Raw genomic sequence first — 20608 nt, 5'->3', positions numbered from 1 at the left:
ATTAATTATGGCACAACATAAATCAGCAATTAAAGCGCATAAACAGTCTATTAAAAGAGTGTTGAGAAATAAAGCGACAAAAAGTAAAATTAAAACATTTACAAAAAAAGTTGAAGAGTTAGTTAAGTTAAATGATTTAGCTAATGCTACACCAGCCCTAAGGATAGCAGAGTCAACTATCATGAAGGCCGTTACCAAAAAAGTACTTAAGTTAAATACTGCTTCGAGAAAAGTTAGTAAGCTTGCACACAAGGTAAAGTCATTAGAAAAATCAGTTGCTCCTGCTGGCTAATACATAAAATGCAAATTTGACGATGTGGTTAAAAAATCATGTTGAGCAAGTAATTAAGCCTGTGTTTGATAAACACACTACACCATACTATAAAATGCTATTTTACTGGGATTTGATTGTAGGGGAAGATTTAAAGCATAAAGTATTGCCACAAGATATTAAATTTTCAAAAAACAAGAGTAATACTCTTACAGTTAAAATCAGCAATCACTGCAATATCTTAAAGATACAAATGATGATTCCTCACATCATTGATAAAATCACACGATATTTTGGATATGAGATTATTTCTAGAATAAAAATTATTGGAGTATACACTGAGCCTGCAAAAAAATTTATTAATGAGAAAAAGCCTGCGCCAACAAATTCATTAAGCCAAAATAGAGATATCTTGCTTGCAATAAATAAAAATAATAACAAAGAAATAAAAGAGATATTGATAAGTATTGCACAAAATTTACGATAAATTTTGTTATTTTTTCAATATTATTAATAAATAAATTATATTTTTTACATTAATTCATTTACATTACTAAATAATTCATGCAATAATTCTCCATCATATAAGTAATTAAATTTAACTACCATGAAATCGAAAAATATATTTGTTTTATTAATAGTATTGGTAATAGCTTCTCTAGGTTATTTCTTTTATAAAAGTTCTAAGACTCATCCTACAGTACCAGACGATAGTAAAACAGCCGTAATTGACAATAGCTCCAAAAATGTAGCTGATGATTCAGAAACCATTACTAAATCTGCAGTTAAGGATATTATCAAGGAAGAGCTGAAAGATAATCCTGAGATTGTTATCTCAGCAATTGAATCCCATGTAAGTAAACAACAAGATGCCCACAATAAAAAAGTTCAACAGTCAGTTGTGGATTTCAAAGAGCAATTGCTCAATGATGTAAATGATCCTAAGTATGGTACCCCCAATGCTAAAAATTCCATAGTTACTTTTTATGACTATAATTGTGGCTATTGTAAGAAAATGTCTGAGGTGATTAAGCAAATTGTAGATGGCAAACAAGATGTTTATATAGTATTTAAAGAGTTACCTATTTTGGGAGCAGATTCTTTAAAGGCGAGTAAATTAGCGATTGCTGTATATAAAATAGCTCCAGCAAAATATCTAGATTTTCATTTTGCATTGATGGATGATAGTAGTGATAGTAGCATTGATCAAAAAGTACAAAATATTTGCAAAACTTTAGGTATTGATAATGCGAAACTTTATAAAGAAATTGAAGATCCATCTGTTCAATCAGTGATAGACAAAAATTTAGAAATTGCTAAAGGAATTGGTTTTAGGTCAACTCCTACTGTAATAGTCAATGAGCAATTAATTCCTGGCTATGTAAACTATGATAAACTTATGAGTATTATTAATGTTAATAACGTCGGCAATGGCAGCGACGTAAGTAACAATGCTAATAATGTAGAAGTGTCTGACAAAAATGATGTATCAAGCGAAAAAATTGATGATAAATCTCAGGATATAGTAGATAGTCCTGTCTCTAAGCCTGAGCAACAAGAAGAAACCAGTAATAGTACTAACAACAATTAATATAGCAAATTTAAAGGCCTCATTTTGATTTATTTTCATGATGAGGTTTTCTTTTTGCTTGATCCAATAAGTAAAAAGTAACGGTTTTTGATGACTATGTTAAAAGTTATTTTAGTCTTTATCGGTGCTGGTATTGGTGGTGTATCGAGATTTTTGATGTCGGTACATTTATCTATTTTCCTATCAAACAAATTCCCAAACAATAAATTTATTGAAATTTACCCTTATTCAACTTTAATTATAAATGTACTTGGTTCATTTGTAATAGGAGTGACCTCAAGTGTGTTGATATCTAAGTTTCCTAACTATAACTCAGAAATAAAAATATTCATAATAACCGGATTTTTAGGTGGCTTTACAACATTTTCATCTTTCTCATTAGAAGCGGTGAATCTATTTTACGATGGATACATTTATGCGTTTTTAATGTATATTTTTTTAAGCCTGTTGTTGTGCATTTTAGGTTGTATACTAGGTATTGGATTAGGTAAATTTCTATAGAAATATAATGATAAGACTAAGTTATAAGAAAACTATTGCCGTTATATATACAATAACACTTTTCCTAGATAGATTAGATCTAACTATAGTAAACGTTACATTACCTACTGTTGCAAAATATTTTAATGTATCAATCATAGATACAGAATGGATTAATTTATCCTTTCTGTTAGCTCTTGCGCTTTCGATACCTATTAGTGGATGGGTAAGCAATAGATTTGGCCTTAAAAATATTTATATTCTCGCAATGTTAATTTTTGGTATTAGCTCAACATTATGCGCTTTTGCTTCAACTCTAAATCAATTAATTTTTCTAAGATTTGCACAAGGTATTGGTGGAGGAATACTAATACCAGTAGGAATGACCATAATTTATCGCGTCTATGATAAATCAGAATATGCAAGTATTACTAGCTTTACTTTTATTCCATCACTTATAGCTCCTGCTATTGCTCCATTCTTTGGAGGAATATTATTAAACACTTTTAGTTGGCAGTTTGTTTTTGTATTCTCAGGGCCAATTTGTTTATTACTAGCTATTTATTCTATTATTCATTTAAAAGAAGAAGCCCACGAAGTTAAGTATCCGCTTGATCTAATGGGATTTATTTTATCATCAATTATTTTAATTAATATATTCTATAGCTTATCTCAACTTAGTAAATTTGGCTTTTCTTTATCTATAATATTTAGATTAATGGCTTTAATACCACTTTGTTGGATATTTATTAAAATTGAAAAAAATCATAAATATCCGTTAATTAATTTAAAATTCTTCAAAAACAATAATTTTGTACGCGCTAATTTAATTCAATTATGCTTTCAAATATGTCATTTTGGAGCTATCTTTATGATAGGGTTATTTTTGCAAGTAGGGATTGGATTTTCTGCTATGATAGCGGGGCCATTAATGGGTATGCAAGCTGTAGGAGCAATAGTTACAAGTAGATATTCAGTCTATTTATTCAATAAACATGGAGCAAGCCTACCTATTACAATAGGATTAATTGGAATTGCTATTTTTACCCCTATGATTATGTTAATTAATAATTCTAACATGCCAATCTTTGGCCTTATTTTATTTTTTATAAGAGGTATATTTAGTGGATTATGTGGCACCCCAATTCAAACAATGAGTGTGCTTAATTTTAATAAGAAGGAAATAAGTACTATTAATGTTATTTTTAATGCTTGTAGACAAGTATCAATTAGTTTTGGTGTTGCGATCTCTTCTCTATCAATTTCGTTAGGAATGTATATTGCTAACGTACCAGCTACTTCTTATATTCCAAAAAGAAAAGTTCTGGAAATATTTACTTATGGATTTTGTGCTATTCCAATTATTGCAATTATAGGGGTATGGATAGCTTCAGGAATAACTAAAACAAGACTCAGTTAAAAATAGAGTGTGATAATGACGGTAAATGCCGCCGCTAAGTTATGTTTGGAATGGTTTGCATCTTTATCTTTTTTAGTAATTTATGCATAGTATATTACACCCTCCTTTTACTCCATGTTTTGGGGTTCACTTCAATATTGCAAATATACATTTACAAACAAAAGCTGAAACATGACTTTTTGAGAGCTTTAATTCGTCTTTGCGCTATATGTTAGCTAAGAACAAAAAAATTCAGCAAATGCGCTGAAATACTCAGTTTATTGGTGCTATTATTTTATAATCAAGATATTGCGTTATTTATCTTTTTATGAACACTCCCTAATGTAAATTTTTTAATGATGTATAGAGATTACAATATGTGATCGTGAGTAAGTTTGTTATTAAACCATGTAAATTGCCTTTTTGCATAATTTCTAGTATCTTTTTGAACAGTTATTATCATTTCTTCAAATTTTATTTCTCTTGATATATATTGATACAAAGTAGATAACCCTATGATTTTTGGTAGTTTATCTATATCATATTTTTTGGTAATATTACTTACCTCTTGCTCAACCCCAAGCTCAATCATTCTTAAAAATCTATTGTTTATATTTTCATATAAAGTAGTGCGATCTGGGCGGATATAAATATTTATAAAATCCTCCCTATTATAAAATTTATCATTATGTTCTTGCCATTTTAAGATAGATTTACCTGTTTCTATTATTACTTCTAGGCCTCTTAATATTCTAATTCTGTCGTTTGTATTTAATTTTTTCGCCAAACCAATATCATATTTTGCTAGCATGTCGTGTAGTTCTATATTGGTTTTGCCACTTGTTAAATCTTCTATCTTCTGTTTTGTAGCTTTGCTAATTTCCGGTATTTTTGCAATACCATTAATCAAGCTTGATAAATACATACCAGTACCTCCAACCAGTATTGGATGTAAGTTTTGTTTTCGTATAGCATCAATTTCCTTAACAACAAGATTTAGCCATTCATATACCGAAAAATCACTAATCAGATTTATAATACCATAAAGTTTGTGAGAAATAACACTTTGCTCTTCATAACTTGGCTGCGATGTTAAAATAGGAACTTCGCTATATACTTGCATTGAATCAGCATTAACCACAACACCTCCGATTTTTTTTGCCAATGAAATCGCAAATTTTGTCTTAGACGAGGCTGTTGGGCCATACACACAAATTATATTGCCTTTAGCTGGAGTTATATCGAGCATTTATATTAATTCTAACATTTTTATTTCATTTGGAGAGCTAGCAACTTTAACTCCCATCCATTGTAATTTCGCTATATTGTTTGCGCATTTATTACTTATACAAATGGCAATTTTATTACTTGTATATAAATTATACTTTAAAGCTAAATCAACAAATATTTTAGCTGTTCTGGGTGAATAAAGCATTACTATTTCAACAACTTCATTTATTTGGGCAATCTCATTTTTTGATAATTCAGTGATAGCATCAGAAGCATATACTACCTTGGAAGTTATGTTATAGGAGTTGCTTTTAAGGCTACCTTCTAAATCATAAGATAAGTGATCTCCACAGATGTACAATATATTTGAAACACTGGAAATTTTTGTATACATATTATTAATTAAATCACTAACATTTTCTTCACATAGTAATATTTTTTTGCAACTTTTTTGTAGTAGTAAGTCTTTTGTTTTACCTCCTACTACTAAAATGTACTTATCCTTCATCCATAAATTGTTCCTGAATGTTGCTATTGCGTTTTGGCTTGTTACAACAATATAATCATAATTACTATCTGAAATTTCTATATTGAGATATTTAATTTTAATAAGAGGAATTAAAAGCGATTTTTTGCCTAATTTGCTAATTTTATTCTGAGAGTTTATCCCAATGTTATAGGGTCTTGTTATCAATATACTCATGATGATTGTTTTTTTAATAATATATAAAAAGCTCCATCTCCCCCGTGTTTATTATGTGCATAATTGACATATAAAAAATTACCCTTAATCTCCCATGTTTGAATCCATCCAAAAAAACTTTCCTTGATAGTAGAGAATGGATCGGGTGAATTAAGACCTTTACCAGTAATAATTAGAAGCATTCTAAATTTTCTTTGATATGAGTTATTTAAAAAATCCATTAATATACCATATGCTTCATTTTTTGAATATCCATGCAAATCTAGATTTGCATCTATCTTATATTCTCCTTTAATTATCTTCTTTTGCATACTATTATTTATTCCACTTGAATCTCCAAATTTTAAAATGTTACTTGTTGATAGATTCCTATTCGTAGCTAGTGTTAGATTATGAGAATTAAATTTTTTATTCTCTATTTTAGGTAAGCTACCATTTAATTTGATGGCAATCTCTCTTTTCTCTTGCTCAAGTTTTTTTACATCCTGAATTTCATTTTTCCATGCAACTAGTTCCTCAGTAGTTAAAATATATTTTTCATCATCCATTTTTATATATTTATGATTTTGTATAATGTATACATAAGTCTTACAGTATAGCTAATTTTATTCATGATACAAAGCCTTCATATAGGATGTTTATACGATAAAAAATCTGAAAAATCAGATAAAGCATTTAATGAATTAAGTAAAAATTACAATTTAAGCGAAGTTAATCTTCATCAAATTGAGAATTTTGATGTCATTATAACCCTTGGTGGAGATGGAGAAATGTTAAGAACGCTCCATGCCACAAAAAATTTTGATATTCCAATATATGGAATGAATAGAGGCTCAATAGGATTCTTATTAAATAATTATAATCCAGCCAATTTAATGGATAGAATAATGCGTGCTCAAAATATCAAGCTCTATCCACTTAAAATGGTTGTAACTACAGAGGATGATAAAATTGTAGAGGCGCATGCTTTTAATGAGGTTTCACTGCTTAGGGAAACGAACCAAATAGCCAAAATAAAGATCATTATAGATGGCATAGTAAGAATGGATGCTTTACATGCAGATGGAGTGATAATTGCTACTCCTGCAGGAAGCACTGCGTATAACTTTGCGGCACATGGTCCTATTATCCCCCTAAATGCTAACATCTTGGCATTAACACCAATTAGCCCATTTAGACCAAGAAGATGGGATGGAGCTTTAATTTCAGACAAAAGCACTATTAAGTTTGAAATTATAGAATTTAACAAAAGGCCAGTGAGTGCAGTTGCTGATTCACAAGAAATCAGAAATATAAGATCTGTGGAAATTTTTCTTGATTTTAGTATACAGAAACAATTGCTATTTGATAAAGATAATAACTTACAGGAAAGGGTATTTAAGGAACAATTTTATAGAGATATAATTTATTAATTTTTGAGCTCATTAAGGGCATCAAGCACAAATTTTTCTTTAAAAGCTAAATTTTTATATATTTCAATATCTATTACCTTTTCTGAAAAAAGACCAAATTTTTGCTCTTTAATTTCCAGTAATAACTTCTTAAGTATTATCAGTTCGCTAGCCTTCAAATTTATACTAAATGAAATTTTTCCTATAACTACCACAGGATTCTTTTTTGTAATACAGAAAAGTGATTTTAGGCATACCTAAGTATGAGCTAAAACCACTTAAAGTACTAATTTAGGTAGCTAAATTAAGCACGTGATGCACCATCTTTACCAGCGCCAGATCTAGCAGCAATCCTTTCCGCAAAGCTTTGCTTAGCAGCGCTTGCCTTTTCTGCAACATATTGACCAGCCTCGCTTGCTTTATCACCGACATATTGACCAGCTTTATAAATTTCAGGATGTTTTTTTGCCAACATTTCGCCATGCTTTTCTCTTTGCTGAGCATGCTCTTGTTGTCTTGCATCAATTTGATGGTATTTACATGTATCATCAGCTTTCCATATGTCCTCTTTTTGTTGCGGAGTTACAGCTTGCTCTTCACGCGTAAATTTTCCTGCTACTTTAGGATGTTGCGCTTCATACATGCCTTTACCATATTTTGCATCAACTTCTACCTCATGTTTTTTATGCAATCCTACTTCCCTTGCTTCATATTCTAACTTAGCATTAGCTTTCATATTAGTGTATTCTTGAGTATTATCTCCTAAGGTATTTTTTCCAGCTAATTTGTCTATTCTTGCCAGCTCTTTTTCATAAAGCTTATCTAAATCACTAAATTCTCTAGCTCTATTAGCTTTACCACCAATTAATGGCATATTTTCACCAATATCAACCACAAGTTTTTGCATTTTGCAGAATAATTCACATATTTTTTCAAAAATCCACTTAACAGCTTCAACAAAAGTATTTGCCTCTAATACTTCAATTCTTTCTTGCATTTCCTTAAATCTTACTTCGTTATTCACATTCCCCTCTCTTACCTCATCTAAAAGTTGTTTTAGATTGCGTACAACATCACTTTCTCTACGATCCAATATTGGCATATCATCAAAAACTCTAAAGTCCTCTTCTATTTCTTCAGCACCTCTAGCAACTTCTATCATTGAACTAGCTCCAGATAAAGCTCCAGTCACCGCATCATCCTGTTCAACAACACTAACAGCATTACTACTACCATATCCAAATAACCACATAATATTTCCTCCTATATTTAATTAAATTGATTACTTTATATAATTTAAGCCTAACACAACTAAAAGTTAGCGCAACCCCTAGTAGAGAAATATTATTGCTTTTATGAATATAGATAAGATTTTATAGAAATAATTTTTTGATCTGTGACTTATTAATATATAATATTTTATGCATAATGTCGTTATTTGCAGTGCATTTCATTCTATTTTTTGCACTAATAAATAATTTCTTATATTTTATAATTTTTTGTAAATTTGCGAAAAAATAATAAAAATAACGTTATTGTGATTATGATGATAACTTGATATCATACGCTGAAATATTGTTATTTGCCATTATGCTAGATTATACAAAATACATAAAAAATCCTAGCATTGCTCCGACTAAGTTGGTTGTGATGTTGCATGGATATGGGTCAAATAAAGACGACCTGATAAATCTATCGCCAGATTTATCGAAATTTTCCCCTGGTGCGTTATTCATCTCTCCAGACGCTCCTTTTGACTTTGAAGGAATGCCAAATAGTGAGGCTAAGCAATGGTTTAGTCTACTTGATAGGTCAAAAAATACATTAATTAATGAAATTAAAATGGCGGAAAAGCGCATTGTAGATTTTATTTTTGCCCAATTAAATAAGTATAATCTTTCTGAGGATGACTTGTGTTTATTAGGTTTCTCACAAGGTACGATGCTTTCATTATATTTAATTATGCAATCATTGGTTAAACCAAAGTTAGTAATAGGGTATTCTGGAAGACTTTTTGGCAATAATTGGCAGTGCAAAGAAGGTGATAAAAAAACTAAAGTTATGTTAATTCATGGAAAAGAAGATGATATTGTTCCTGTTGAGGATATGCTATCAACCGTAGAAGAGTTAAAAAAATATGGATTTGATACAAATCATTTTATTTCAAGGCACCTAGCGCATGGAATAGATGATGAAGGAATAAATCTAGGTGGAAATTTTTTGAAAAATAATTTTTAAGGTCTAATTTTGGCATTTGGAAATAAAAGAAAGTCGATATGGTGGAATTCCATAGATATAAAAGCATTAATAAATATCATTTTTATAATGTTTTTAGGAATGCTGTTATTGGCTTCTGCAGGTTCAGGTGTAGCTGAAAAATTGGAATTACCACATTACTATTTTGTAAAAAAACAATTAGCCTTTTTATTAGTCGGAATTTTTACAATCTTGTTTCTTTCGGCATTAAATGAGAAGTATATTAGAAGAATTATTTTCGTTGGATTCATAGCAACGATTGCATTATTAATTCTTGTAATTTTTTTTGGAGAAGCGACTAAAGGGGCTAAAAGGTGGCTTAATATTTTAGGGTTCTCTCTGCAACCATCAGAATTTTTAAAACCATTTTACACCTGTTTTATTGCAGTAATTCTTTCACATGCAAAAACAAAAATTAACTTTAAAATTTTTTGCATATGCGTATTTTTTAATGCACTTATCGCTGTTTTATTGCTACTACAACCAGATTTCGGCATGACCATAACTAATACAATAGCAACTTTTGCTATGTTTTTTGTGGCAGGAATAAAGTTATCTTGGTTACTTTTAGTTTTGGTATTTTTTTTCTGTGGGATTTATGGAGCATATCTATTTTTTCCCCATGTGGCTAAGCGTATTGATAAATTCATGGACCCTACTAATTCGTCAAATTATCAAGTGCAAAAATCTATTTCATCTTATTTAAATGGGGGATTTTTTGGCAAAGGACCAGGAGAGGGTACGGTAAAATATGTTTTACCAGATGCTCATACAGATTTTATTTTTGCTGTCGGAGCTGAAGAATTTGGACTTATTTTCTGCATAATAATAGTTGTGGCTTTTGCAATATTTATTTTAAGAGCTTTTTGGAATTTAACTAAATCCTCAAATTTATTTCATATATATGCAATATTTGGCATTATGATGCATTTTGCAATGCAATTTCTCTTTAATATTGGAGTAACGTTAAATATTTTTCCAACTAAGGGTATGACCTTGCCATTTATTAGCTATGGTGGTTCATCAATGCTGGCATTTTCCATTGCTGCTGGTATTTATTTGAATTTAAGCAAGGATCGTCAGTCAGATAATTTATCGCAAAACAAAAAATTCTTCTACGTTAAAGATGTCTAATCTATTAGAATGCAATATTAGCTACTGCAAATAATTTTATCAGATTTGGCTTTTAATAAATTGTTTAAAATTTCAAAATCACTAAAGAATTGAGTATTTTTTACATTAATTTTACTAAACTTAATTATAGATTGTTCTTTATATATTTCTATCCTTTCAATTAAGCATTTTTTGGCAAAAAATTTGATTTTTGCGACATCGATTAAATTTTTTACTTCTATAGGTAACTTACCAAACCTATCAGTTAACTCATCAACTAATTTATCAAATTCTTCTAAAGTATCTAAAGACATTATTTTTCTATACATCATACATCTAAGAGCTTCATTACTTACATATTCCTTTGGTATAAAAATTGAATCTTTAATGATAATTTTTGGATTTAATTCCTGATCTTCAAAAGCAGTATTAGTGTGTTCATATTCTTTTTCTTCAAGTAGTTTAATAGTATCAAGTAACATTTGTTGATATAGCTCTACTCCTATATCTCTGATATTTCCAGATTGTTCCTCACCTATTAAATTTCCATATCCTCTCATATCCATATCCGCAGTAGCTAAGCTTAAGCTTGAGCCAAGTTGATCTAGTGATTGAATTGTTAGTAGTCTTTCTTGAATTTCTGGCTTAAACTTATTTTTTGGATCATATGTTAAATATGCATATGCTTGTTGTTTCCTTCTCCCAATTCTTCCTCTTATTTGGTACAGTTGAGACAGGCCAAACATGTTAGATTTATCTATTATAATAGTATTAGCATTTTCAATGTCTAAGCCAGATTCAATTATTTGAGTACTTATTAAAATATTGATGTCATTCTTTCGTAATTCTAGCAAAGTTTTTTCAATAGACTGGCTATCCACTTTACCATGTATGGTGCGAAATGTTAAATTAGAAAAATGCTTTTTTATCAGGTTTTCAATATCATCAATATATTGAATTCTTGGAGTAACAATAAGCACAATGCCACCTCTACTATTTTCTCTTGATATAGCTTGTTTAAGTACTTCCAAAGAAAATGGTAAAACATAAGTTTTGATAGGTTTTCTGCTTATAGGAGGTGTGCTAATTATACTTAAATCTCTGATCCCAACCAAAGATATTTGCAAAGTCCTTGGGATAGGAGTTGCAGAGAGCGTAAGCATGTGTACATCTTTTTTGAATTGCTTTAACTTTTCCTTTTGTGCTACACCAAAATTTTGTTCTTCATCAATTATTACTAAAGCCAAATTTTTAAAATCAATTTTATCAGTAAGTAAGGAATGAGTTCCAATGATTATATCAATCTCTCCTGCTTTTAATGCTTTTCTAATTTCATCACTCTTTTTTTTGGTATTGTTTCTTGAAATGGACTTTATTTTAACATCAAATCCAGCAAATCTAGAGGTTAGAGTTCTATAATGCTGCTCTACTAAAAGAGTTGTTGGAGCGAGTATTGCAACTTGAGAAGGGTTATCACCTTTTACTACAATGAAAGCTGCGCGCATCGCTATTTCAGTTTTTCCAAATCCAACATCTCCACAAATTAGTCTATCAGCAACTGAGCCAGACCCAAAATCTTTAATTATATCTTCAATCGCGGATATTTGATCATCAGTTTCAATATGCTCAAACGAATTACAAAATTTTTCATAGCTTATATATATCGGATTTAATTCAATGCCTTTTTGCAACTTTCTTTGAGCTGCAATATGAATTAACTTTTTAGCTATTTGTTCAATTTTCTTTTTGGCTTTGCTTTTTCGCAATTTCCAAGATGCTTTCCCTAATTGATCCAAGTTGCTAATGTCATCATTTCCATATTTTGTGATTAATGCAAAATCTTCAATGGGCACAAAAAGCTTATCATTGTTGTGATAGGTAATATGTATAAAATCTTTTACAATACCACTTGTTATAATTTCTTTAATTCCCTCATATTTCCCCACCCCAAACTTCTTATGAACAACTAATTCCTCAGGATATAAGCGATATGAGCTTTGTGAGAATTTTTTTATGTTTTTCTTTTTAGAACTGGAATGAACGCCAATCTTTCCAAATATGTCTTTTTCAGTGATAAAAACTAAATCATCTGTAACGAATCCTGTTTCAAATGGTAATTTTGATAAAAAAAGCTTTTTTACACTTATTTTAATTTCATCAATATTATTAATTATTTCAAGATCATACCCTTGCTGGGATAAATAATTTATTACTCTATCTAATTTAGATTCGTGCGATAATAAAAGGATCGCTTTTTTGTCTTTAAAATCATCATTTAACGATAGTAAAAATTTCTTAAGCCCCTCTAATTCTGATATATTATTGAGTTTAGAAATATTATAAATATTGGGACTCTCATTAAATCTTTCTCCTTCATTATTATTAAATGGAGTGATAGTAAAATTAGGAAATGTGACAATTTTCTTATTAATGCCCTCCGGTGATAAATATATTTCTGAAGGTGGTGGTAATAAATTCTCAGAGTCGTTATTCTCTAGTGTTAATTGGTATTTTTTTTGCAGTAACTGCCAATATTCATTTAAACAAGGATCAAAATCATGTTCTTTAATCACAATTCCGTCATTAGTTAGGTAATCAAGAACATTACTTGGATCATCGTAATATATTGATTGAAGCCAACTAACCGCTTCACGAAATTTTACATCATTTATATCTTGTAAGTATTTTACAGCATCGTTATTAATTTTTTTTGAATATTTGCTTATAAATAAATCTTTAAATGATTCACATAAAAAAACCTCATGTGCAGGTATGATGGTGATGGAAGTAATTTTCTCTGTGCTAATTTGCGTATTTAAGTCAAATTTTTTAATTGTTTCTAAAGCATTATCAGTGAAATTTAATCTAATACCATGCTCATGATCAAATATGGCTATATCTATAATCCCTCCACGCACAGAAAATTCTCCAAATTCTTCAACTGTATCAACCCTTTTGTAACCAATATTATGTAGAAAGATGATTAATTCCGAAAAATCATATTTTTGATTAATTTGTAAAATTTTACTTATCTCTTTGATGGTGGCAATAGGAGGTTGAAATTGAGTTAAGCCTGCTACGTTTGAAATTATTAATCTACTATTATTTATAGATTTAGATAGTTTGTGGAGTGAGCTGGCTCTATGAAGAAAATTTGAGCAACTATTTATTGTATAAGGGTTACTATCGCAAGCAGGTAAATATATTACCTGCACATTATTTGATATAAAAAATTTCGAAAAATTATACAGTTCAAGTGCAGTTTTTTCATTGTTAGCAATATATAAAATTGAGGTATTTTTATTTAATAATTTATTTAGCACATAAGCTTTTGTGCTTTTGGGAGAGTATAAGTTTTTCTCTATCTTGTTATAATTTGTACTTAACAAAACAACTATATTTAATTCACGTGCCTGGAATAAACCCTTATATTAGAAAATAAAATGGATGTCACTTTTTTTATGCTTAATATACGCAGTAAATATTTTTAGCAATAATTTATATACTGGTTACTTAATTGAAGCTATGGATGCATCACCAGAATAAAGAGTTATTATTTTGTTATCGATTTTAAGCAATAAGTTGCCTTGAGCATCAATGCCTTTATATTCTCCTTCGATAGTTTGTTCATTGTTTTTAACTACAATTTTTTTATTAGTGAGATAATCATGATTATTCCAATCACTTAAAAAATACTCCAACCCTAAAATGCTAAATTTTTCTATATCTTTAATTATGTTATTGATAAGGGAAATGCAAATTTCATTCCTATCAAAATGCTTCCCAGTGATTTTTTTTAGAGAAGTCCAATTAATAACATTTTTATTGGATAATTCTGTCATGTTGACATTAAGCCCTATACCAATTACAGCCATACATCCACCGTAACTTTCTCCAACAACCTCTGTTAGAATGCCTGCAATTTTTTTATCTTCACAATAAATATCATTTGGCCATTTAATTTTAAATTTATTAGAAATATTTAACTGGGATAATGTTCTTATAACGCTCAATCCTGTGATTAAACTTAATCCTGAAATAAAAGAAATGTCTTTTTTAAAGTAGTGTTTAATAGATAAATACAAATTTTGCCCGAATGGTGAATCCCAGCTTCTCTTCAATCTAGCATTTCCACTTGATTGATGTTCTGCCAGGCAAATATGATTTTGATAATCTTGATGTCGCGTACCTTTCAAAAATTCATTTGTTGAATTGATAGATTCAAAAATATCCAATTTGGTAAGATTATAATTAGTATTTCTGCCGATTACATCTCTATCAAGCAGAATCAATTTTTGAGTTGTCTTATAGCCTAATTTATTATCGGATGTTATATCAATCCCATAGCTGATTAAAACTTTAATGATTTTCCATATGGCGGTTCTTGATATACCTAAATGCTTAGCCATTTCTGCCCCACTCATATATTTTTCATCAGAGAGCATATTGACTACTTTCAAAAGATTTTCAGTAAATTTTTTCATATTCTTCAGAAATATTAAGAGCTCTGTAATCTAGTCCTTATTTTTTCTTTTTTATACTAATAATCTCTCCATCTTGCAAATTGAGAATTATATTATCTTTAGGGATGATTTCTCCTAAAATTAGTTTTTCAGCAATAAAATTCTGAATATTATTTTGAATAACTCTCTTTAAAGGCCTTGCTCCGTAAACTTCGTCAAATCCCTTATCTGCTAACCATAATTTTAGTTTAGGTGTGACCTCAATAGAAATATTTTTTTCACTCAGTAAATCCTTTAGTCTCTCCAATTGAATATCTACGATGTCAGCCATATTTTCTTTTTTCAGCTTATTGAACAATATTATTTCATCTAAACGATTTATAAATTCTGGTTTAAAGGATTCTCTAACGAATACCATAATCTCATCTTTTATTTCGTTCACATCTTTATCAGCAGGAAGGGAGGAGATTAATTGCGAGCCTAAATTTGATGTTAATATTATCAAAGTATTTTTGAAATCAACTGTTCTTCCCTGCCCATCAGTTAATCTACCTTCATCAAGCACCTGCAAAAGTATATTAAACACATCAGGATGAGCTTTTTCAACTTCATCAAATAATATTACTTGATATGGTCTTCTCCTAACAGTTTCTGTTAATTTACCCCCTTCTTCATATCCAACATATCCAGGGGGAGATCCAATTAACCTAGCTACGGAATGCTTTTCCATATATTCAGACATATCAATTCTAAGGATGGCTTTTTTATCATTAAAAAGAAATGTGGCTAGAGCCTTAGTTAATTCAGTTTTTCCCACACCAGTTGGTCCAATGAATAAGAATGATCCAATTGGCTTATCTTTATCAGCAATTCCAGCTCTTGAGCGCCTCACTGCTTTAGAAATAATTTCTAGTGCATGATCTTGACCAACAACAAAAGTTCTTAGAAAATCTTCCATTTTAAGTAACTTATCTTTTTCTGATGCCAACATGCTATCAATAGGAACCCCAGTCCATTTTGATACAATTGAAGCGATATCATTTTCTGAAACAACCTCTTTTAGCATTGTATTCTCTCTTTCTCTTTCTATTTTTTCTAAATTGGCCTGAATTTCAGGGATGACACTATATCTTAATTCACCAGCTTTATTAAAATCTCCTTGTCTTTGGGCAATATCCAAATTTACTTTTGCTGCATCTAATTTTTCTTTCAGAGATTGTATATCTGTAATTTTCAATTTCTCAGATTGCCACTTACTCATTAAATCCATATAATTAGACTCTAATTTTTCCAGATCTTTTAAAATATTTTGTAATTGCTCTTTAGATGCTTTATCGCTCTCCTTTTCAAGAGCAGATTGCTCAATTTTTAATTGAATAATTTTTCTCTCCAGTTCATCAATTTGTTCTGGTTTACTGTCTATTTGCATTTTTAACCTACTAGCTGCTTCATCTATCAAATCTATCGCTTTATCTGGTAAGAACCTATCAGTAATATATCTACTAGAAAGATTTGCTGCAGCTATAATGGCATTATCTGTAATCCTCACTCCATGATGAACTTCATATTTTTCTTTTAAACCTCTTAAAATTGAAATACAGTCTTCTACGCTTGGTTCTGGAACGAATACCGGCTGAAATCTTCTTGCAAGAGCTGCATCTTTTTCTATATATTTTTTATATTCCGCAAGAGTGGTTGCGCCTACGCAATGCAATTCTCCTCTAGCAAGAGCTGGTTTTAGAAGGTTTGATGCATCCATCGCTCCTTCACTTGCGCCTGCTCCAACTAAGGTATGTAGCTCATCAATGAATAATATTACTTGTCCCGATGACGCAGAAATTTCATTTAAAACTGATTTCAATCTTTCTTCAAATTCCCCTCTATATTTAGCACCTGCAATTAAAGCTCCTAAATCTAGAGATAGCACTTTCAGATTCTTTAAACTTTCTGGGATATCATTAGTGTAAATTCTTTGGGCCAAACCTTCAATGATTGCAGTTTTTCCTACACCTGGCTCCCCTATCAATACCGGATTATTTTTTGTTCTTCTAGATAACACTTGTATAGCCCTTCTTATTTCTTCATCTCTGCCAATAACAGGATCTAATTTACCTTCAGCAGCGCATTGAGTAATATCCTTTGTATATTTTTTTAAGGCTTCAAAGGTATTTTCCGCATTTGCTGTATCTGCTACTCTACCTTTTCTCATTTGATCTATTGCAGAAGAAATTTTTGATGAATTTATATTTTCTTCAGATAATATTTTATATATTTCAGTGCCTTTAGTCTCGGTAATAGCCTGTAAAATACTTTCGGTACTTACAAAGGTATCGCCTCTCTTTTTAGCAATTTGTTCAGCCAACACTAAGACTTTAGCATTTTCATTGGAAAGATATAATTGACTAGAACCAGTTACTGAAGGCAGTGAGTCTAAATAAATTGTTAATTTTTGCAAAATCTTATCAGGCTCAACATTGCATAAATTAATTAATCTACGACAAATCTCATCTTCCTTGCTTATCAATGTATAAGCAATGTGCTCAGGTTTAAATTGCTGATGATTTTTTGACATAGCGAATGCTTGAGCTTGCTGAATCAAAGATTTTGAATTATCTGTAAATTTATCGAAATTCATAATTTTAGACTTAATTATTCCACTTTTATTATGATATAGTGAAATTACAGATCATTGCAACAACGCAACCTTTTTTTAATTTAATATTACTTAATCATTTGTGCTTTAATAAAATTCAAAATGGAAAATGGAAAGCTATTTTCTTCCAAACTGAACGTTGTGACCTAGGTCTTTGGAGCAAACACTTTTTCTCTTATCAATGAAGTTAGACTGGACATTGATGCAATCTAGCAACGAATATAAAACTGTGCTTTGATCTACTTTTTTATTTGCATTACTTTGGGCTATTTCCATATTTCTTTTAATCATAGGGTCACTTTTTAATAAATTATCAGAAAACCACAAAAGATATGGAACATGAACCTGCTCTTTTGGAGCTTTACTATATTCATAACTGTGAAGATAAATTCCGTTCTCACCAAGTGATTCTCCGTGATCAGAGATGTAAATGAACATAGCTTTATATGGCTTTAATTCATTGATCATTTTACTTAAAACATAATCTGTATAAAGTATCGAATTATCATAGGAATTACCACTTTCTTCCTTATATTCACAAGAATTTCTTTGAAAAATTCTTTTAAGAATGGAAGAATTGTTTGCATCAGTGCAGGTTGGTGCAAATTTTCTAAAGTCTTCTGGATATCTATCATCATACGTTCTATGACTGCCTTGAGTATGCAGTACAATAAATTGATTACTAGATTTATTTTGAGCCAATAAATTGTGCATATAACTTACTAGATTTTCATCTTTGATATTGTAATTATTATTTTGCAAAAGAATTTCCTTAGTTATTAACTCATTAGCCTCAGATGCAACGCTGTTTATATCATCAACAAACGATTGTAAACTTACCCACCAACTTTTAAAATCCAGTTTATTAAAGACTGAAATAATGGTATTTTCATTGGCCAAAGAATGTATTTTAAAAATATTTTTTATCCCCATTATGGTATACGTTGCAAGAGAATAAGCATCTTTAAAGCTAACTAAATTATTTTCTTCTTCTAATTTGGGTGTTGTATTGCGACTATATCCATTAATACCAAATCTATCACTTCTTGCTGATTCTCCTATAACCAACACCACTTTTATACCATTTTCCTCCAAATTAAATGTATATTTACCAAATACATCTTTTTTCTCTCCATTTCTGAATTTATTATGCTTAAAATATGTTTTTACAGTAACCACAAGATTTGAGGGATATAAGTTAACTGCAGTCATATGTTGCAAAAAAACTATCGGATTAATTCCCTTTACAAACAGCATAGGTGTATAAAAGATTGAAGCTCCAATGAAGGCAATTAATAACGTTGATATAAATTTATTTTTAATCCTAATTTTTAATGATTTTGCTTGTAGCAGTATCATTGTGCTCGGAATTAACCAAAAAACTACTATCCAAAGAATTAATTTATAATCAACAAATGTAATTGCTTCATCGTAATCGGTATTTAAGGTACTTTCTAAAACTGATTCATTAAAATTAATGCCAAAGAAAATTTGAAAATAACTAAGAAGACTGCCGATAAACAGCATAATAATGAAAAACGGTATGAAGAAGATTCGGCTTATAGATATTACAGAAATAAGAAATATTGAAAAGCCAATATTAGAGAGGATGATTGCAGTTTGATACTCTTTTGTAAGAATATCTTTAACAAAAATCATATTCAAAAAAATTAGAATTGAGATGGCTATTATTAAAATTAAGTTATGCCTATTAAAAAGTATTTTTCTCATTAATCTGTTATTTTTTGATTGATGATTAACTAATAGTAGAATTCTTGTATACTAATCAACAATTTTTAGGTATGTTACCAGCAATTTTTTATATGTCAAAATGTAATAATATGAAAAAAACATCCCTAGTGTTGGTAATATTATTAATATTAATCTTCTGTTTTGGCAACTATATCCCATTAAATTTTAAAGCAATTTTATATTCTGTTAGTCTTACTATTCAAGAATTGTTAATTTTCATTGTTCCATTTGTTGTGGTGATTTTTATTTCCAGAAGCATAATTTTGCTTAAAAATCAAGCAATCAAATTGGCTTTTTCATTTATATTATTGGTGTATTTATCCAATTTTATTGCATCATTTATTTCATTTAATATTAGTTTTTATGTATTTGCTAATACTCCAGATTTAGGGAATGCGTATAGTAATCAATTGGAAAATTTAGGTAACTTAAAGCCTTTGTGGACACTTAATTTTTATAAAATATTATCTAATAAGTTTGCATTGATAATAGGGATAATTTTAGGAATTCTGTTGCCGTTAATTATAAAAGATAAAGCTGAGCAAGTTGCAGATAAGCTCTTTGATTATATTATGAAATTCATTAATAGCGTCTTTATTCCAATAATACCAATATTCATTCTTGGATTTATTATAAAATTACAACATGACAATATTTTTGAATTAGCAATAATTAGTCATCTCTATGTTCTTAAGATTATCATTGCAGTATCATTAATTTATATTTTATTAATTTACATTGTTGCAAGACGCTTTAATATTGTAGCTTCTTTTACAAGCGTTATTAATATGTTGCCTGCAATTTTTGTGGCTTTTGTTTCTATGTCAAGTACAGCAGCATTACCATATACGATTAAAGGTGTGCAAAAAAATATTGATCAAAAATCAAAAATTCTTGTTTCTCTTATTCCAGCAACTTCTAATATGCACTTATTAGGAGACTGCTTTTTAGTGCCTGCATGCATAATGATTGTCTTAAAAATGTTTCATTACGATATAACATACGCAGAATTTACTATTTTTTTAGTATATTACGTATTTATGAAGTTTACTGTTTTAACAATTCCAGGAGGCGGTATATTAGCCATATTACCACTACTATCAACGGAACTCGGATTTAATTCCGCAATGCTTTCAGCGATTGCAACGTTATATTTTTTACTAGACCCATTTTTGGCTTTATTAAATGTAGCGGGTAATGGGGGATTTTTTATTGTTCTAGATAAAATCTTAGGAGTTGTTGAAGCTAAAAGAGCTACAGCTACCGATATGCCATAGATAGTGGTTATTATAGAAGAGAGGGGGGA

Annotated in this window: 18 protein-coding genes; 9 read left to right on the top strand and 9 right to left on the bottom strand. The window is 29.7% G+C overall.

The features are described from left to right. Window positions 1-7 precede the first annotated feature (7 nt). The 5 genes from rpsT to N3Z17_RS00750 all read left to right on the top strand — a co-directional run bounded on the left by rpsT (window position 8) and on the right by N3Z17_RS00750 (window position 3762). Window positions 8-292 (top strand): 30S ribosomal protein S20, encoded by a 285-nt coding sequence (gene rpsT, locus N3Z17_RS00770; protein ID WP_282472121.1) that lies wholly within the window; start codon window positions 8-10, stop codon window positions 290-292. Window positions 293-314: 22 nt separating this feature from the next. Beyond that, window positions 315-758 carry a DciA family protein gene (locus tag N3Z17_RS00765; RefSeq protein WP_282472120.1) on the top strand — a complete coding sequence of 148 codons (444 nt, stop codon included), beginning with the start codon at window positions 315-317 and terminating at the stop codon, window positions 756-758. Between the two features lie 120 nt (window positions 759-878). Then, window positions 879-1862 carry a DsbA family protein gene (locus N3Z17_RS00760; RefSeq protein ID WP_282472119.1) on the top strand — a complete coding sequence of 328 codons (984 nt, stop codon included), beginning with the start codon at window positions 879-881 and terminating at the stop codon, window positions 1860-1862. 90 nt (window positions 1863-1952) lie between these two features. Beyond that, the gene (locus N3Z17_RS00755) at window positions 1953-2363 is read left to right on the top strand and encodes a fluoride efflux transporter FluC (protein WP_282472118.1); all 411 of its coding nucleotides are present in this window, start codon (window positions 1953-1955) and stop codon (window positions 2361-2363) included. Between the two features lie 7 nt (window positions 2364-2370). After that, window positions 2371-3762 (top strand): MFS transporter, encoded by a 1392-nt coding sequence (locus tag N3Z17_RS00750; RefSeq protein ID WP_282472117.1) that lies wholly within the window; start codon window positions 2371-2373, stop codon window positions 3760-3762. Between the two features lie 349 nt (window positions 3763-4111). Here the strand turns inward: N3Z17_RS00750 and miaA are convergent, their stop codons facing one another. Genes miaA through N3Z17_RS00735 form a run of 3 tightly spaced genes read right to left on the bottom strand, consistent with a single transcriptional unit; the run spans window position 4112 to window position 6222 of the window. Continuing rightward, window positions 4112-4990 (bottom strand): tRNA (adenosine(37)-N6)-dimethylallyltransferase MiaA, encoded by an 879-nt coding sequence (miaA, locus tag N3Z17_RS00745; RefSeq protein WP_282472116.1) that lies wholly within the window; start codon window positions 4988-4990, stop codon window positions 4112-4114. Next, a complete protein-coding gene (locus N3Z17_RS00740) occupies window positions 4991-5674 on the bottom strand; it encodes a uroporphyrinogen-III synthase (protein ID WP_282472115.1) in 684 nt (227 codons plus the stop codon). Continuing rightward, the gene (locus N3Z17_RS00735; RefSeq protein WP_282472114.1) at window positions 5671-6222 is read right to left on the bottom strand and encodes a Smr/MutS family protein; all 552 of its coding nucleotides are present in this window, start codon (window positions 6220-6222) and stop codon (window positions 5671-5673) included. Before N3Z17_RS00735 ends, N3Z17_RS00740 begins: the two co-directional genes overlap by 4 nt. Window positions 6223-6285: 63 nt before the next feature. Between N3Z17_RS00735 and N3Z17_RS00730 the strand changes: the two genes are divergently transcribed. Then, the gene (locus N3Z17_RS00730) at window positions 6286-7086 is read left to right on the top strand and encodes an NAD kinase (RefSeq protein ID WP_282472113.1); all 801 of its coding nucleotides are present in this window, start codon (window positions 6286-6288) and stop codon (window positions 7084-7086) included. Here N3Z17_RS00730 and N3Z17_RS00725 read toward each other — a convergent pair. Both N3Z17_RS00725 and N3Z17_RS00720 read right to left on the bottom strand, forming a co-directional pair. After that, on the bottom strand, window positions 7083-7280 hold the full coding sequence (locus N3Z17_RS00725) for a hypothetical protein (protein ID WP_282472112.1): 198 nt from the start codon (window positions 7278-7280) through the stop codon (window positions 7083-7085). The genes N3Z17_RS00730 and N3Z17_RS00725 overlap by 4 nt on opposite strands. An 89-nt stretch (window positions 7281-7369) precedes the next feature. Continuing rightward, on the bottom strand, window positions 7370-8317 hold the full coding sequence (locus N3Z17_RS00720) for a hypothetical protein (protein WP_282472111.1): 948 nt from the start codon (window positions 8315-8317) through the stop codon (window positions 7370-7372). Window positions 8318-8655: 338 nt separating this feature from the next. Between N3Z17_RS00720 and N3Z17_RS00715 the strand changes: the two genes are divergently transcribed. Both N3Z17_RS00715 and N3Z17_RS00710 read left to right on the top strand, forming a co-directional pair. Next, complete coding sequence (locus tag N3Z17_RS00715; protein ID WP_282472110.1) at window positions 8656-9303, top strand: alpha/beta hydrolase; 648 nt, start codon at window positions 8656-8658, stop codon at window positions 9301-9303. 9 nt (window positions 9304-9312) lie between these two features. Continuing rightward, window positions 9313-10455, top strand: coding sequence for an FtsW/RodA/SpoVE family cell cycle protein (locus N3Z17_RS00710; protein ID WP_282472109.1), 1143 nt, complete (start codon window positions 9313-9315; stop codon window positions 10453-10455). Between the two features lie 17 nt (window positions 10456-10472). Here the strand turns inward: N3Z17_RS00710 and mfd are convergent, their stop codons facing one another. The 4 genes from mfd to N3Z17_RS00690 form a co-directional block, all read right to left on the bottom strand. After that, the gene (gene mfd / locus N3Z17_RS00705) at window positions 10473-13823 is read right to left on the bottom strand and encodes a transcription-repair coupling factor (RefSeq protein WP_282472108.1); all 3351 of its coding nucleotides are present in this window, start codon (window positions 13821-13823) and stop codon (window positions 10473-10475) included. A 120-nt stretch (window positions 13824-13943) separates the two neighbouring features. Continuing rightward, complete coding sequence (locus N3Z17_RS00700; RefSeq protein ID WP_282472107.1) at window positions 13944-14918, bottom strand: biotin--[acetyl-CoA-carboxylase] ligase; 975 nt, start codon at window positions 14916-14918, stop codon at window positions 13944-13946. Between the two features lie 37 nt (window positions 14919-14955). After that, complete coding sequence (clpB, locus tag N3Z17_RS00695) at window positions 14956-17532, bottom strand: ATP-dependent chaperone ClpB (RefSeq protein WP_282472106.1); 2577 nt, start codon at window positions 17530-17532, stop codon at window positions 14956-14958. Between the two features lie 135 nt (window positions 17533-17667). Beyond that, window positions 17668-19281, bottom strand: a complete 1614-nt coding sequence (locus N3Z17_RS00690) for a phosphoethanolamine transferase (RefSeq protein ID WP_282472105.1) — start codon at window positions 19279-19281, stop codon at window positions 17668-17670. A gap of 110 nt (window positions 19282-19391) precedes the next feature. Here N3Z17_RS00690 and N3Z17_RS00685 point away from each other — a divergent pair, with 110 nt between their 5' ends. After that, window positions 19392-20579 (top strand): cation:dicarboxylate symporter family transporter, encoded by a 1188-nt coding sequence (locus N3Z17_RS00685; protein ID WP_282472104.1) that lies wholly within the window; start codon window positions 19392-19394, stop codon window positions 20577-20579. Window positions 20580-20608 lie beyond the last annotated feature (29 nt).

The organism is Candidatus Bandiella numerosa, from assembly GCF_029981845.1.
GTDB classification, from domain to species: Bacteria; Pseudomonadota; Alphaproteobacteria; order Rickettsiales; family Midichloriaceae; genus Aquirickettsia; species Aquirickettsia numerosa.
Note: the sequence above shows the minus strand (reverse complement) of the source record. Positions and strands in the feature narration are given on the sequence as shown.